Raw genomic sequence first — 15,187 nt, 5'->3', positions numbered from 1 at the left:
AGCGGCAGTATCTCAATCATTGATAAAAACATCTATTTCAAACATCAAAATCAATCCAATTAGCCATGAAAAAAATACTTTTTGCCAACATGCCTTACGAAGGCCATTTCAACCCGCTGACGGGTATCGCCATGCACCTGCAATCGCTCGGCCACGATGTGCGGTGGTATTCGGGAAGCATTTTCAAAGAAAAAATCGACCGCCTCGGCATTCCCTACTACCCCTTCAAAAAGGCGCTCGATTTCAATCAGCACAATGTACACATCCATTTCCCGGAGCGTGACAAGATACGTGGGGCCGTAGGTAAGCTGAAATATGACCTGAAAACCGCATTCATCCTGAGATCAACCGAATTCTACGAAGATATCAGGGAGATTGACGAGTCGTGGTCGTTCGACCTGCTCATCAGCGACATTGCTTTTACCGGTATGCCGTTCGTTAAGGAAAAACTGAACAAGAAAGTGGTATCGATAGGCGTGCTCCCGCTCATCGAAACTTCCAGGGACCTTCCTCCTACCGGGTTGGCGATGACGCCCTCCAATAGCTTCTTCGGCCGAAGAAAACAGGACTTCCTTCGCTTTTTCGCCGATAAGATCATCTTCCGCGAAGCCGCCAATATTTTCGCCGGGCTTTTCCGCGAGCATGGCATGGTTCCGGTCGAAGGCAATATCTTCGATGTTTTGTGTAAAAAAACAGATCTCCTCCTCCAAAGCGGCACACCCGGATTCGAATATACCCGCTCGGATCTGAGTAAAAAGGTACGTTTCGTGGGACCATTGCTACCCTTCGCAAAAGGCAGCAAAGGCCTTCCCGACCTCGGAAAGCAACTCGAAAAATATGAAAAGGTGCTCCTGGTTACACAAGGCACGATGGAAAAAGACCCTGAAAAGATCCTCGTCCCCTCACTCGACGCATTTAAGGACACCTCCGTGCTGGTGATCGCGACCACGGGAGGCACAGGCACACCCGAGTTACAGGCGCGCTACCCGCAGGAGAACATCGTCATCCGCGACTTTATTCCTTTTAATGACATTATGCCGCATTGCGATGTGTACGTCACCAACGGAGGATACGGCGGTGTAATGCTGGGTATCCAAAATCAGCTGCCCCTGGTCGCGGCGGGTATTCACGAGGGCAAAAACGAGATCAATGCAAGGATCGGCTATTTTAAGATGGGGATCGACCTTAAAACTGAATTCCCGACACCTGCGCAAATCAAAGCCAGCGTGGAAAAGGTGCTGGCTGACGGTAGCTATAAAAACAATGTGAAAAAACTCAGCAGGGAATTCAAAGATTATAACCCTCATTCGCTTTGTAAACAATACATTGATGACCTTCTCGATATCAAAACACCTGAGCTGATATAATGTTACCCGCCGGTCGATTCGTAGCCATTTTATATTTGCTGTCTGCTTTGACCGCGATGGGTCAGACTATTGAACCGCCCGTAATCAAACTGGATTACGGGCAGGACAATTACCCGGTCGGCCGTAATGCACTGGTACTGGAAGACCCTGCCAATAAATTGCAATTAGGCGACGTACAGGGCAATCCGGGATTATTTAAACCGATCGCCCAGCCAACCCTGAACGTCGGGCCGAGCGCTTCCACTTTCTGGCTGAAATTACGTGTGGTCAGCAAAACGCAGCAGGAATGGTTTCTGCATGTGAGAGCGCCATTTCTAAAACAGGTCGACCTGTTTCTTGAGACACGGCCCACTTATGACGAAATAACTCAACACATCACCAACGTCGGTTCGGCATTGCCCTATCACGAACGGCCGGTCCTCACGAACCAGACGATCCTGCCGCTGAACCTGGTCAGAAAGGATACTACGACCATCTATCTGCGCATACGCAGCAACTCCATTATACGTGTGCCGCTTGAAATCTCTACCATTCAGCACATCTATGAAAACAGCCAGGAGAACGACATTGCCCACGGGTTTTATTTCGGGTTAATCGCCGCGCTGATCATTTATAACCTGTTCGTATTCATCTCGATACGGGAGCGCACTTATCTGTACTACGTGTTTTACATTTTCTTTGTAGCCTTGAATATCAGCTACATCAAAGGGCATTTTCTGCAATTCATCGTCCCGCATTTCCCTCAGGCCAATCATTCCAATTATACCGGCGGCCTCGCTTTTATATTCGCGTTGCTTTTCACCAACTCCTTCCTGAATACGGGCTATTATTGCCCGCGGCTTAAAAAATTCGGCTGGCTGATCGTCTTCTCCTGTGTCACCATCATTGTACTTTCACTTTCTGGTTACTTGTTACTGGGCTTTCAGCTCAACTGGGTCACCGTGGGCCTCTTCCTTTTGTATTCAAATATGGTCGGTTTTGCTGTGCTAAAACAGGGATTCAAGCCAGCCAGGTATTACCTCATGGGTTTCACTACATTACTGGTCGGCATTTTTATTTTTATGATGAAGGACATGGCCATACTTCCGGAAAACTGGTTCACGGAGGGTTCCTATCAGATCGGCTCTGCCCTCGAAGCCATTATCCTTTCCTTTGCGCTGGCCAACAAGCTTAACACCTATAAAAAAGAGAAGGAAGTAACTCAGGCCGAGGCGCTCGCGCAGGCAATGCTTTTTTCCCAGCAACTGATCGGTTCACAGGAGAGCGAGCGCAAGCGGGTGGCCGCGGAGTTGCACGACAGCCTTGGACAAAGTCTGGGGATGGTCAAAAACAAGGTCCTGATGATCAAAAGAGATACCGAGAAACCTGAGCTGCGCGAAAAACAGCTTAAAGACCTAGAAGTGATGGTCACGGACGCCATTCAGGAGGTCCGCAATATCTCCTATAACCTGCGCCCGCTGCACCTGGAACTGCTGGGTATCACGCAATCGCTTCATAGCTTATTGGAAGATGTAGTAGAGACGGGCCTGATTGAATTGGAAACGGAAATCCAGACCTTTGACAACTTGCTCACCAAAACCAATGAAATGAATGTTTTCAGGATCGTCCAGGAGTGCTTCAACAACATTCTCAAACACGCACAGGCTACGGCAGCACGAATTCAGATAACTACGGGAGAGGCCATGATAGCGATACGTATAGAGGACAACGGTGTAGGCATCGAACCTGCGGCGACGGAAAAAGGCGGCTTCGGGATGATTGGCATCCGCGAGCGGCTTAATATCCTTAACGGCCAGATCGAGATCCTCGACAACAAGCCGACCGGTACTATTATTAAAATCCAAATTCCTTACTAACCATGGAAATCAGGCTGCTGATTGCTGACGACCACCCCATATTTCTGAAAGGGCTGAAAGAAGTGATCGAAATGGACGCGGATCTGAAAGTGATCGTCAGTGCCAAAAATGGTCAGGAAGCCCTGCTATCTTTCCAATCGCACAATGTGGATGTCGTTGTCCTGGACATCGACATGCCGCGCATGACCGGGCTGGAAGCCGCCGAAAAAATGCTTCATATCCAACCGGATCTTCCCGTCATTATCCTTACCATGCACAAGGAAAAGGCCCCCTTTCTGAAAGCGCTGGAAATCGGTGTATTGGGCTATGTTCTCAAAGAAAATGCCGTTTCAGACATTGTGCATGCCATTTACAAAGCCAAAGACGGCGATCTTTACCTGAGTCCTGAAATATCGGCTTACCTCCTCAAAAAGACATCGGCCCTGCAACGGCATTCGAAAAACGACCTGAAAGCGCTGCTAACGCCTTCGGAAACACATATCATGAAAATGATCTCGGAATACAAATCCAGCAAGGAAATCGCCGATGAGCTCTTCATTAGCGAAAAAACAGTATCCAACCACCGGATGAATATTGCCAAAAAGCTGAATCTGACGGGAAAGAACAGTTTGCTACGATTTGCTTTGGAGCAGAGTTGGGGATGAGGGAAATGCAAACTGGCATCCGGAGCACTTCGACGCGTCACCTGATCGCTTCAAAACAATACAAATTCAGGTTGGTGGTCGCAAAGATCCGCCCCTTTTTTCCGGAAGCGGCAGGAATACCTGTGACAAATCCGCCATATTCGGAATCCGGTCGCCTCTCCTCTTTGTCATCCAGGGATCTCATGTCCCACAGCATTTTCCCGCTTTCAAGGTCATAAGCACGCAATACATCCCCCCTGATTCCATAAATGATCCCGTCCTGATGGTAAATGTCACTCGACAACGCGCTGGATATTTTCGTCCAATGTTGGGATCCGCTGACAGCGTTCACGCAGTACAAAAAACTATCGTGACCGCTTAGCACGATTTTATCTCCCACCTTAATAATGTCTCCGAAGCCTGTATGTTCGTTGGTTAGCCTGCGTTGCCACAACCTCTCACCGGTCATCAGGTCAAAACAGCCTACGGAATTGAGGGAAGTGAGATACACCTTATCATTGTCAATAACCGGCATCAGGCTTGGAGCCCCTCCGTCTTCTTCAATGCTCAAAGGCATCCTGCTGTAAACCCATTTTTTTTGAGACAGATTATAGAGTCCGAAGAAGCTGCGCGTATTATTATATTTTACCTGAGGACCCAGCTCGTCGTAAGGGATCAGAAGCATTTTTTCAGCACCCCGGACGAATGCCTTATGGCGGTATATGCTGCCAATATATGTTCTTTGGCCATTGAAAACGGCATACTGGCTGCTATACAATGGTTTTACTATTTCTTCCACTTTTCCGGTACTGAAATCGCCCATGAACATGCTGTCATCCACTTTGTTCAGCGCCTTGGACGCAGGAGATAGCCCGGCGATAAAATATTGCCCTTCAATACTGGTTAGCTCGGATGCTGAACCGAAACCTCTTTGGTTTTTCCAGACCGTCTTTCCCGTTTGCGTATCAATGCAATAGTCAGCCCACAAGTCATGCAGGATCATTTTATTTTCATAAACGACTACACTTCTGTTCAAACTCCTGACCAGAGTCTTATCGTAGAAGTCGTCCCATGTCCATAGGTTTGCTCCCGTATTTACATCTTTTAACTGAAGGTAAAACTCCCCATAAACTCCCGGATCCGGAGATTTACGCATGGAAACACAAAGCACTCCTCTGCCGCCAATCACATAGCCATGATACAATCCATAACCCAGTACGGCGTCCGAAATACCGGATTTCCATTGCGACGGCATCCTTGTGACCACCCCGTCCTTGTCAGTTTGGGTAGTAATTCTCTCCGGATAGCAGGAAAGCAATGTGGAGAAAAGGAAAACTGCTACTAATCTGGTTCCTATCGTCATCGCCCCATGATTGATGGTTTTCCATGCAAAGGAACGATATCCGACAAATTTAGATCTTGTTCTGCGACATGGATTCACCTTGTCGTATGACAAGATTGGATTGATCCCGAACGATCATTCCAAGTAAAAGTTTCCTGACACAGGCATTTCCGAGTTTCAACAATTAAAAACTACCGAAAACTCGCCCCAAAAACATTGATCAGAAAAGGAGAACCGAATATCTCGGACAGATTGTCGAAAGACAAACCGTCACTGCCCCACGCTAACCTTCACATCCTTAAACATAAAGGGATTATCGCTTACCCGCACCGATTTTCCACTGGTAGTAGTAACATTCCGGAGAATGACTTCTTTGGTTTTAACATAAGGAAATTTCTCTTGGTAGGAATTGTCGGTCAGTTCCGGGTTGAAATTGGCGAAAATAGCTGGCCCCTGGTAATTGTCCGGGTGCCTGGAGTCATCGATACGGAGGTTTTCAATGGTGATCCGCTCTGGCATATAACAGGTGTAGCCGAAATCGTGCTGGCCCGAATAGGAGCCGCTGATCAGCGAGGCACTCACCGGCTTGCCGCCAGCGGGCACAAAAATACAGTTGCGGATCACCAGCTCGCCCTGCCAGGTACTGCCATAGTCGGGGCGCAGATTAACAATGCTCCTACCCCGAATGGTGGAATTCTCCACCAATAAGAGTCCGCTGCCAATGGCATTGATCCCCATATGCCCGAGGGTAGAGTTGCGGATGGTAGCATTGGCAACCCCCTGGTGTGCATCAAACCGGGAGAGGATACAATGGTCATAAAGAAGGTTCTTACAAAAGTTAGAACCCAGAATGCCCCAGTAGGTGTTGTCGTTGATGTCGTTGGTCTGGCTGCAATTCACGAAGGATACGTTGAGCGCACGGTTAGCCAAAAGGTCATAACTGCCCATGGAGACAGGCTTATCAGCCGCCCCAATCGTGTTATAGGTCCGGTGCCCGGTCAGGACGGTGTTTTTTACCGTCACATACGAGCAATCGCCGATGTTGATGAAGCCTCCATAAGGCGCACTATGATCTCCTTCCCCCGTAATACGGTGTTCCAGGCCCTCAACCAGCACATTGGACCGCCGGATTGCGATATTCCGGTCATAATAGGTATACTTTGATTCCGCTTTGTTGGCAATAGTAGTGAAACGTCCCCCCGTGATCTTCAATGGCTTCTCATCGATGGGGAGGGCGGTGATCTCCGTGATCTGGTCGAAATCCCAGATGATCGGAGCGTTCATATCGACATTGCCGTTTTTATCGACGACAAAAATATCGGTCTGAGAAGACCCATTGTTTTGGTTCAACCCAAAGCGGATGTATTGCTTTACATTAGAATTCGTGACGGTGATCAGACAGGGACCGGGTAAAGACGCGTCGACTTTTTTCTGGTTCCTCTTAAGGGAAGCTATCGTTTTCAGGTTAAACGGTTTAAAGCCTGAACTAACCATAAAAACAGAGGCATTGCGATTTTCCACTTCGGTGTCATCGATCAGGAAGGCCGCCTTGCCGAAATCGGTATCGGTCCGGATAACGGCCGTGCGTACTCTCCCCCCAATATAGTAGGTGGCTCCATCATCGGCTTTCACCGCAAGGCCATGCACATTGGCAAATGCGTGCGTTGCGGCGATCGCGTCTATGTCATCAGCTTTGCCATCGCCTTTGGCACCGAAGTTGCCGTAGCGAACCAATCCGGCAGCTTTGTGCTTAGCAACATCTTTGGGGGATACATTCACATGCAATGCCCCGTTTTCACCGGCGGACACCCGGGTGTTCCCTTCTTGCGAGGTGATCACTACATTTTCAAGCGGGCCTTTATTCTGCCCCAGCGTCACCAGGACGCAGATTAAATAAAGGAACATCAGCAGCGAGTACTTCTTCATAAGGCCAGGTTAGTTGTCTCTACTTCAAAAAAGCAGGATTGCCCGACCCGCTACTCTCTCGATGTAATTATAGAAACAAACTGCGGCTGACTTGTCCGGGAGAGCGGTCCAACCCACAATTTCATGGGTGCGAGCAGCCACTCACACATATGTGGTCAGGATCGGTGAGAGTGCAAAAACCGAGTCCTGTCGTATTGTCAAGCAATAAGTAATTCTCTGTTCAATCAACACGAAGCGGACTGATGGCAGCAGGCCATCAGTCCGTAATGCCGCATTACTTCCTGGCAACAGCTACCCTGATATTCTCGCTGGCCGAACTTACGTGAAGAATGTAGATCCCCGCAGGAATTTTACTTTCATCGAAGTCGAAATCCAGCTTATTATTTCGAACCGTGATCGTTCGCCGTAACAATACGCTCCCTTTCTGATTTCTCAGATCCACTTGTACTGTTTCGCCATTGTGGCCGGAAAGATTCACAGAAAAATGATTGAAAAATGGATTGGGGTAGGCATAGATGCCAGCGTCCTGACCAATGTCTCCGAAATCAACGGCGATCATTTTGCTATACGTAAATGTACCGTCTTGGTCTTTCATCTTAAGGCGGTAATAACGTTGACTCCCCGTGGCCAGAATGTGTGCAGCATTAATGTCCACCGCTTCATACTCCGTTTTAAGCTCATCAAAGGTTATTTTCTGCATCATCTCAAAATGCATTCCATCCAAACTCCTTTCTAATTCGAAATGGCTGAAATTCTTTGGCTCGGCGATTTTCCATTTTAAATGGGCATCTTTTTCGACCGGCTTACCCGTGAAGGAGATGAGCGTTACCGGCAAAGCCTCGGAATTGGTTTGAATGACAAAGCCGCTGAAACCCGCTACTGCGAAGCTGACTTCCCAGCGGTTGAGCATCGCATTCCAGCTGATATCGCTATCCTGGGGGTTGAGCACCGAATTGCCCCCAGCCGAATAGGAGCCCGGAAAACCGGTTCCGTCTCCACTGGTACCGGCAAATTTACCAATTCTCAAATTGCTGATTCCTTCCGCATCGGACCCGCTGACAGGCAAATTCAGGGTGCTTCCGGCATGTGCATTGAAATCGTCGAATTCCTGCTGGGTGAAATACAATGTGATTTTCCCTGTTGCATTTCCGGCATTAAGCTCCGGGGTGATCTGGTAGTGGCGGGCGACGAACGGCTCTCCTCCGTAAGTAGGTACGGAGCTTTCGACCCACACTTTTGAATCAACCGCCCCGCTGACAGGATTCGCGCCTTCGGACTGGATGGTACCGATTATACGACAGCCCGATTTGATTTTTAGGGCAGCTGTTCCGGAGCCTGCGATGCTGACGTTACTTTCGTCCAATGTGTTGGCCAGTGCTGAGGCAAGCGGATCAAGGATATTTACAGTGTTTTCTGCTCCCTTACCGATGACCAGATATTTGAACTGCGGGTTATACAACGCCGGCGCAAAATAGATTGCCGGGCCTCCAAAAACGCTGTTGCAGTTATTCAATGCTCCTGATGAACCTGTAACCCCATTTGCCAAAGTAATTGACCTGACCGTGCGTACATAGGTGATAGGGTTAGAATTCGTAGTGTAGGCCGTATAATTACCGTCGGGATGTGTTAAGATGGTAGTTTCAACTCCCGTTGCCAGCGAATTATTCGATGTCACCACACCAGAAATTCCTTTAGTGCCACTCCCCCAGGTGGAATACTCGTTATTGACTACAACATAATTGCCGTTAGTCAGAATCGCATTGGTTCCGGCACCGACCCCCTGGTATGTCGATGAGCCTATCAGAGAATTATCTGCACTTACCGCACCTGTCAACCCGGTGGAACCGTTGCACCAGGTAACGGCACCGACAATTGTCATGGCGCCATTGTGCCAGGAACGGCTATTGACCAGATAATTACTGGTTGGAAGTAATGTAATGCCTTTGTTCCCCACCTCATCATTGGCTGAGGAACCTGTCAGCGAATTGCTGTTGCTCACATAGCCAACCGTTCCGTTTGTTCCCTCACCATACGTGACGGCACCTGCATTCAGTACAGCTCCATTGTCCCAGTACTGACTGATCACAAGATAATTTCCATTGGGAAGGGCTATGACTCCCTGACTGCCAATTTGATCGCCGTCTTTTGACCCTAGGATTGAATTTTCGACAGAGATAGGACCCGACACACCCGTCATACCGTTCGCCCAGGTGGCAGCTCCCATTGAATATGACGTCTCGGAACCCCAACGCTTGCTTGATACAACATAATTCCCATTGGCAAGCTCCGTAACACCGCCATCACCGATATTTTCAGAAGCGCGTGTACCTACCAGCGAATTATTTGCATCCACAAATCCGCTCGTTGGCACGCTGCCGTTACGCCACGTCACAGCCCCTGCCCCCTGAGCGGTACCGTTTTTCCAATAGATATTTGGGATCACATAATTACCATTGGTAAGAGCAACTACCCCATTGCTTCCCACATAGTCACTGCTGGACGAACCAACGATTGAATTATCCGCACTTACCACGCCAGCTACACCCGACGCCCCATCTCCCCAGGTTACAGCTCCGGCATCTGTAGCTGCACCATTATTCCAACCATAACTGCAAACGACATAATTCCCGTTTTTCAGGGCGACCCCGTATGAGCCGGTGCGATCGTAGGCGGTTGCGCCTACCAAAGAGTTACTGCTGTTCGGCGCCCCTTTTATCCCCGATAACCCATCCCCCCATGTCGCGGCACCGCCGTCAATCACCGAACCGTTGTCCCAATAAGGGCTCAAAACGACGTAATTGCCATTGGTCAACGCCAACACGCTGCCAAAGCCTCCCAAACGATCCTCAGGATGGGCGCCCACCAGCGAGTTGCCGCTGTTAACCACACCGGAAGTCCCGCCTGAGCCATTACCCCATGTGACAGCCCCTGCGTCAACGATCGGGCCGTTATCCCAGGTTGAGATGGCCACAATATAGTTCCCATTGGCAAGCAGCGTGATCTGTTCGCTGCCTACCAGGTCTCCGGTCGCCGTTCCCACAAGTGAGTTTGCGCTGCTGACTGGTCCTGTGAGTCCTGTCCCGCCATTTGCCCAGGTAACCGCACCTGCGGATGCATTAGCCCCATTTTTCCAGGAAGGACTTCTCACGACGTAGTTTCCGTTTGGAAGTTTAGTGACACCTTCACTTCCAACCCGGTCATTGGCCGAACTGCCAATGAGAGAATTCCCACCGCTGACCGGACCGGCTATACCTGTCGAGCCGTTAATCCACGTCACGGCGCCTGCATCTGATAGGCCGCCATTGTCCCAGAAAAAATTAGCCACAACACAATTGCCATTCCCCAGCACCTGTATTCCACCCCACCCAACAAGATCTTCTTCGGATGTTCCCACCAGAGAGTTACCGACGCTGACAAGCCCGCTTATACCGGTACTGCCATTGGCCCATGTTATTGCACCTGCATTTGCGGCTGCACCATTATGCCAATTACTGCTGCTGACCAAATAATTTCCGCCCGGCAAAACTGTAATGTGGTTACTTCCCACCCGATCGTTGGCAGTGCCGCCAACAAGCGAATTGGCGCTGCTTACAACTCCGTTCAGTCCAATGGCACCATTCACCCATGTGACTGCGCCAGCCAATGCAGCACTCCCATTTGCCCATTGATAACTAAGCACAATAAAATTCCCGTTGGGCAAGGCCACGATTCCGCCCAGGCCTACCTGGTCATCGGCGGTACTGCCAGTCAGTTTACTTATCACGGCGTGGTTGCGCCCATCGTGTAAATACACAGCGCCCACATCTGTAATCCCATCCTTGTCATACTTAGGGTCAGCGAGCACATAATTGCCATTACTGAGCATTGCAACATAACCCCCAAACGTACCACTGCCATTCGGAGCAGGGATATTGCTTACCTGAGCATGAGAAACTTGACAAACGAGTGTCAATAAAGTAAAAAATAATAGCAGGCGTAGATTTTTCTTCATAGAGGAGGTAATAGTTATATGGATTTACACTCAAAAATCCATATAACCTGAACAGAGTCGCAATACCCCCATCGGGGTATTATTTACGGATAACCCAGCCATTTTCGCCCCTCACTATTCTGTCTGTTGCGATCGAATAGCTTGCAGAAACGGGTAAGGCCGGATACAGACAAGCAATCCTCCGCGAGCTGCTCTGCTCAATACTCCAAGTCTTTGATTTTCCGGACCACCCGGTTCGCAACGATCTGATAGCCTTTATCATTCAGGTGTATTTCGTCGGATCGGTCGGCCGGACGAAGTCCCCTTGGCCAATTCATCTTATCGATATCCTGCTGGTCCTGCGCCCCGGGTTCATATCCAATCTCCTTCATTTCTGAAGCGGTTGGCGGTGTCATCGGCACAAAGGCTTCACCATACAATGCAGCCAGCCTGTTGTTGATCGAAATAACCTGATCATAGTTCGCTGTTCCTTTATTCTCAGGAGTTGCCAGGAGGATACCCAGTATCAGATACCTCCTCGGCGTGGCGATGTAGTCGACCGAACTTGCAATCGCCGAAAGTATATCGTCCTGCGAACGAGCTTGTCCGATGTTGTTTCGCCCATACCATAAAATCTGTGTCGCAGTCCGCAGGGGTATGGCGTCATCCAACTCAAATATGGAATTGTCCGGTACTTCTGCAACACTCTCCAATACCGGTTCCACCGAATATACTTCCCCCTGCTCGGGTGAGGCCTTACGGGTAACCGTGCACCTCACTCCCGCGAGTGTGCCCGTACGGGTATATACGTTGGTATTAATCGGCGTAGACAGAAATTCGTTACTGAGCTTTGTAATTTTCACCGGCTCCGTCCCCTTGAACTGAGCCCCTGCTATCGAAATTTTTACCGGTACCCCGCCCTGCCGGATCGCGATGGACAATGCGATCTGGCCATTGATACCGTCATTTACCACTGGTCTTTCCGGAAACGCGTCACCGACCCATTTCCCATACGGAACAGTGCCGCCCGTGCCGATTGTGAGGCTATCTCCGAAAAATGCAAGCGTCTTGTCCCGCTTGTCTTTTTTGGAAGGAATTATTTTATCCCACAAACCATCGCAGGATGTCAGAAAAATTGTGGATGCAATGGCCACCCCAGATTGACGAACAAAGTGTCTGCGGGTTGTTAAAGCTTCATTGCTGTTTCCAGGTCGGGGGTGCTGAATTTTAGTCATTTTCAAGAATGGAACGTGTGCTGATTTTTTTTCGAATGCCTGTACGGGCCTTCGAAAGATCCAATTGCAACAATCATTCCATTGCTTCCGGTTTGCATTACACAATGCAAAAATTTTTCTTGGAAGCCAGCAAATCCGGATAAAATATATTGGATTATGTCCATTTATATGGAATATTTCCATTATATTTGACCTGTCCAAATTTGACTTTCTAATAAATAAATTGGGTTTTAGGGTTGTATAATGATCACAGTCCGAAAGTGATACTTTCGGACTGTCTGTTTTTCAAAGGCTGGTTACAGGACCCGGTCTTACCAAAGAATTTGACCAGGCCCCATTAAAGTGCAGATTTCTGATGGCCGAGGTTTACCTTAATACTTATTTCTCCATTCCGAAGATCGTCCTAGTCCGACCTCAGGCTCTTCACCGGATTCATTAATGCCGCCTTGATACTCTGAAAGCTAATCGTCAGTAAGGCCACTCCTACGGAAAGCGCCCCGGCCAGCACGAACACTCCGGCTCCGATGTCAATTTTATAGGTATACTCTTTTAAAAAGTGCTGCATGGCATACCAGGCCACCGGCGCAGCGATTACAAATGCGATCAGCATCAGTTTCAGAAAGTCGCGGGAAAGGAGTGCCACGATGCTGTAAACCGTGGCGCCGAGGACTTTCCGGACGCCTATTTCCTTGGTTCGCTGGGTTACAACAAAAGATACGAGACCGAACAATCCCAGGGAGCCGATCAGAACGCCGATCACAGCAAAAATCTGAAGAAAATTAGAAAGCTTGCGCTCGCTGTCGTAGAATGTTTTGATATCGTCTTCCAGAAATTTGGGCTCATAGTAATGATTCGGGAAGAGGGCCTTCCAATGCTGACCAATGTGCGCCAATGCTTCCCGTTTCTTTGTGTTGTCGATGCGAATGCTGGCCAGCTGAAAGTTCCAACCCGCGTACATATACACATGTGGGATCAATTTACTTTTGAGGTCCTCCGAATGGTAGTCCTTCATCACTCCGACAATGGCCGACTTCATTCCCCAGACTTCTATCTGTTGCCCGAGTGCTTTCCCCGGGTCTTTAAAACCCATATCACGAACTGCCTTTTCGTTGACTACCACATCGACGATCCTGGCATCCTTCGGGCCTTTTACAGTATCACTGGCGGATAGCATCCTCCCCGCCACCAGGGGCACGTGAAAGAAATTGAAGTAATTGGTATCCACATGCTGAATGCGGAATACTTCCTCTCCACCCGGCAAATTCACATGGCGTACGGTACTCCACCAGTGGTTCCTTTTGCTAGCCGGCGTCGTGAGACCAAATGCAACTTCGCGGACCTCTGGATGTTGTTTCAATTGCTGTCGGAAGCGCTCGCGCAACACGCCGCTCCGATCCGGCATTGTAACAGTAACAATACCGCTTTTCTCGAACCCAAGATCCTTTTCATAGAAATAACGGATCTGTTTCATGGCAAGCAAAGTACAGATCACCAGCACCTGGGCAATCATGAACTGCATAACGACCAGCGAAGAGCGCAATGAAATTCCGCGTGCAGCAGGCAGGAAAAACCGGTTCTGCAATGCCATTACGGGTTGGTAGCCGGACAACACCAGCGCTGGATAAAACCCGGCGAACAAGGTGACTACGACTCCCAGCAAGAATAGAAAGGCAACCGTTTCCGTGCCCCACACCGCCGAACCGTCCACATTCGTGTTCAATAACTGGGATGAATAGGATACGAGTTGACCAGCCAGCACCGCACCCAGAATGGTCGCTATCAAAACCAGTATGGCTGTTTCTCCAAAGAACTGGGCGATCAGCTGCCACCTGTCGCTACCGAGGACTTTTCGTACGGCTACCTCGCGGCTGCGTTGAATGGCCTGTACAGTGGCCAGATTTACAAAATTGATACAGGCAATAAAAATAAGGAATACGCCGATGCTCGTAAGCGTGTAAAGCATCCATTCCGGCATAGAGTAGTTGTAAGGGTCCTTAGTTGTGTCGAAATGCATGTCCGACAGCGGCTGCAACTCGAACGACACGATATTGGTTTCTTCCTCCCTTCCTTTGAGGGCACGGGTAAGCCCCGTATTCACCGGCCCGGGAGCGCTGCCTTTTTTCAGCATCACAAATCCCTGGTGCATCGAGTCCCCTCCGCTCAGATTGTCTTCATTGGCCAGATCCGGCTGGATCTTTTTAATGGTTTCCCAGGAAATGATCATCTCCATCGGGAATTCGGTGTTGGCCGGGAAATTGCCGATGATACCTGTTACGGTGAGGTCGGTCTGCGTGTTGTAACGGAATGTCTTTCCCATTGCATTCCCTTTGAACAGCTTCTTGGCCGTCTGTTCATCGACGACCACGTTGCCCGGCGCGCTCAGCGACTGGTCCGGGGCTCCGGCAATCCAGGTCACATCCAGCATTTTCAGCATTTCAGGCTGCGTAAAAAAGATATTCTCCTGATTGTAAATCTCATGTCCCACCTGTACAGTCGTCGGGTTCGACCCGTACAGATTCGCTGCCGCTTCAACACCGGGAAACTGGGTTTTCAGCATTTTGATAATCGTCTGGTGCACGTGCGACTGCGGCTCCGAATACTTATCCACCGATTTGATACGGTAAATACGATCAGCATGGGTGTGGTAACGGTCAAAGCTATACTCAAACCGCACAATCCAGAAAAGTGTAATGGCCACACCCAGGCCCAAGGTAAGGCCGGTGAGGTTAATGAGCGAATAAAGCCTGTTTTTTTGCAGGCTACGGTATGCCGTTTTGAAATAATTTCCAATCATATCCAGGCAGGTTGACGCTTTGAAAAGAATAACTCCTGTTTTGTTGCATAAATAGCCTGCCAAAGCAAAGAGGC

8 protein-coding genes are annotated in these 15,187 nt (G+C 49.2%); 3 read left to right on the top strand and 5 right to left on the bottom strand.

The window, feature by feature from the left end; all coding sequences use genetic code 11:
- The first annotated feature begins 65 nt into the window (after window positions 1-65).
- The 3 genes from BP71_RS32025 to BP71_RS32015 are packed head-to-tail and all read left to right on the top strand — an operon-like array spanning window position 66 to window position 3,867.
- Entirely contained in the window at window positions 66-1,367 is a 1,302-nt protein-coding gene (locus BP71_RS32025; protein WP_496385714.1) for a glycosyltransferase, read from the top strand.
- A complete protein-coding gene (locus tag BP71_RS32020; protein ID WP_496385713.1) occupies window positions 1,367-3,223 on the top strand; it encodes a sensor histidine kinase in 1,857 nt (618 codons plus the stop codon). The genes BP71_RS32025 and BP71_RS32020 overlap by 1 nt, the downstream gene beginning before the upstream one ends.
- A 2-nt stretch (window positions 3,224-3,225) precedes the next feature.
- Window positions 3,226-3,867, top strand: a complete 642-nt coding sequence (locus BP71_RS32015) for a response regulator transcription factor (RefSeq protein ID WP_496385712.1) — start codon at window positions 3,226-3,228, stop codon at window positions 3,865-3,867.
- 37 nt (window positions 3,868-3,904) lie between these two features.
- On the opposite strand, the gene BP71_RS32010 is transcribed toward BP71_RS32015, so the two are convergent.
- The 5 genes from BP71_RS32010 to BP71_RS31990 all read right to left on the bottom strand — a co-directional run bounded on the left by BP71_RS32010 (window position 3,905) and on the right by BP71_RS31990 (window position 15,113).
- Entirely contained in the window at window positions 3,905-5,209 is a 1,305-nt protein-coding gene (locus BP71_RS32010) for an outer membrane protein assembly factor BamB family protein (RefSeq protein ID WP_496385711.1), read from the bottom strand.
- A 249-nt stretch (window positions 5,210-5,458) separates the two neighbouring features.
- Complete coding sequence (locus BP71_RS32005) at window positions 5,459-7,114, bottom strand: hypothetical protein (protein WP_496385710.1); 1,656 nt, start codon at window positions 7,112-7,114, stop codon at window positions 5,459-5,461.
- Window positions 7,115-7,388: 274 nt separating this feature from the next.
- The gene (locus tag BP71_RS32000) at window positions 7,389-11,105 is read right to left on the bottom strand and encodes a T9SS type A sorting domain-containing protein (protein ID WP_496385709.1); all 3,717 of its coding nucleotides are present in this window, start codon (window positions 11,103-11,105) and stop codon (window positions 7,389-7,391) included.
- Between the two features lie 197 nt (window positions 11,106-11,302).
- Window positions 11,303-12,196 carry an SGNH/GDSL hydrolase family protein gene (locus tag BP71_RS31995; RefSeq protein WP_496385708.1) on the bottom strand — a complete coding sequence of 298 codons (894 nt, stop codon included), beginning with the start codon at window positions 12,194-12,196 and terminating at the stop codon, window positions 11,303-11,305.
- Window positions 12,197-12,722: 526 nt separating this feature from the next.
- A complete protein-coding gene (locus BP71_RS31990; protein ID WP_496385707.1) occupies window positions 12,723-15,113 on the bottom strand; it encodes an ABC transporter permease in 2,391 nt (796 codons plus the stop codon).
- Between the last annotated feature and the right edge of the window lie 74 nt (window positions 15,114-15,187).

The organism is Dyadobacter ginsengisoli DSM 21015 (assembly GCF_059568735.1).
Note: the sequence above shows the minus strand (reverse complement) of the source record. Positions and strands in the feature narration are given on the sequence as shown.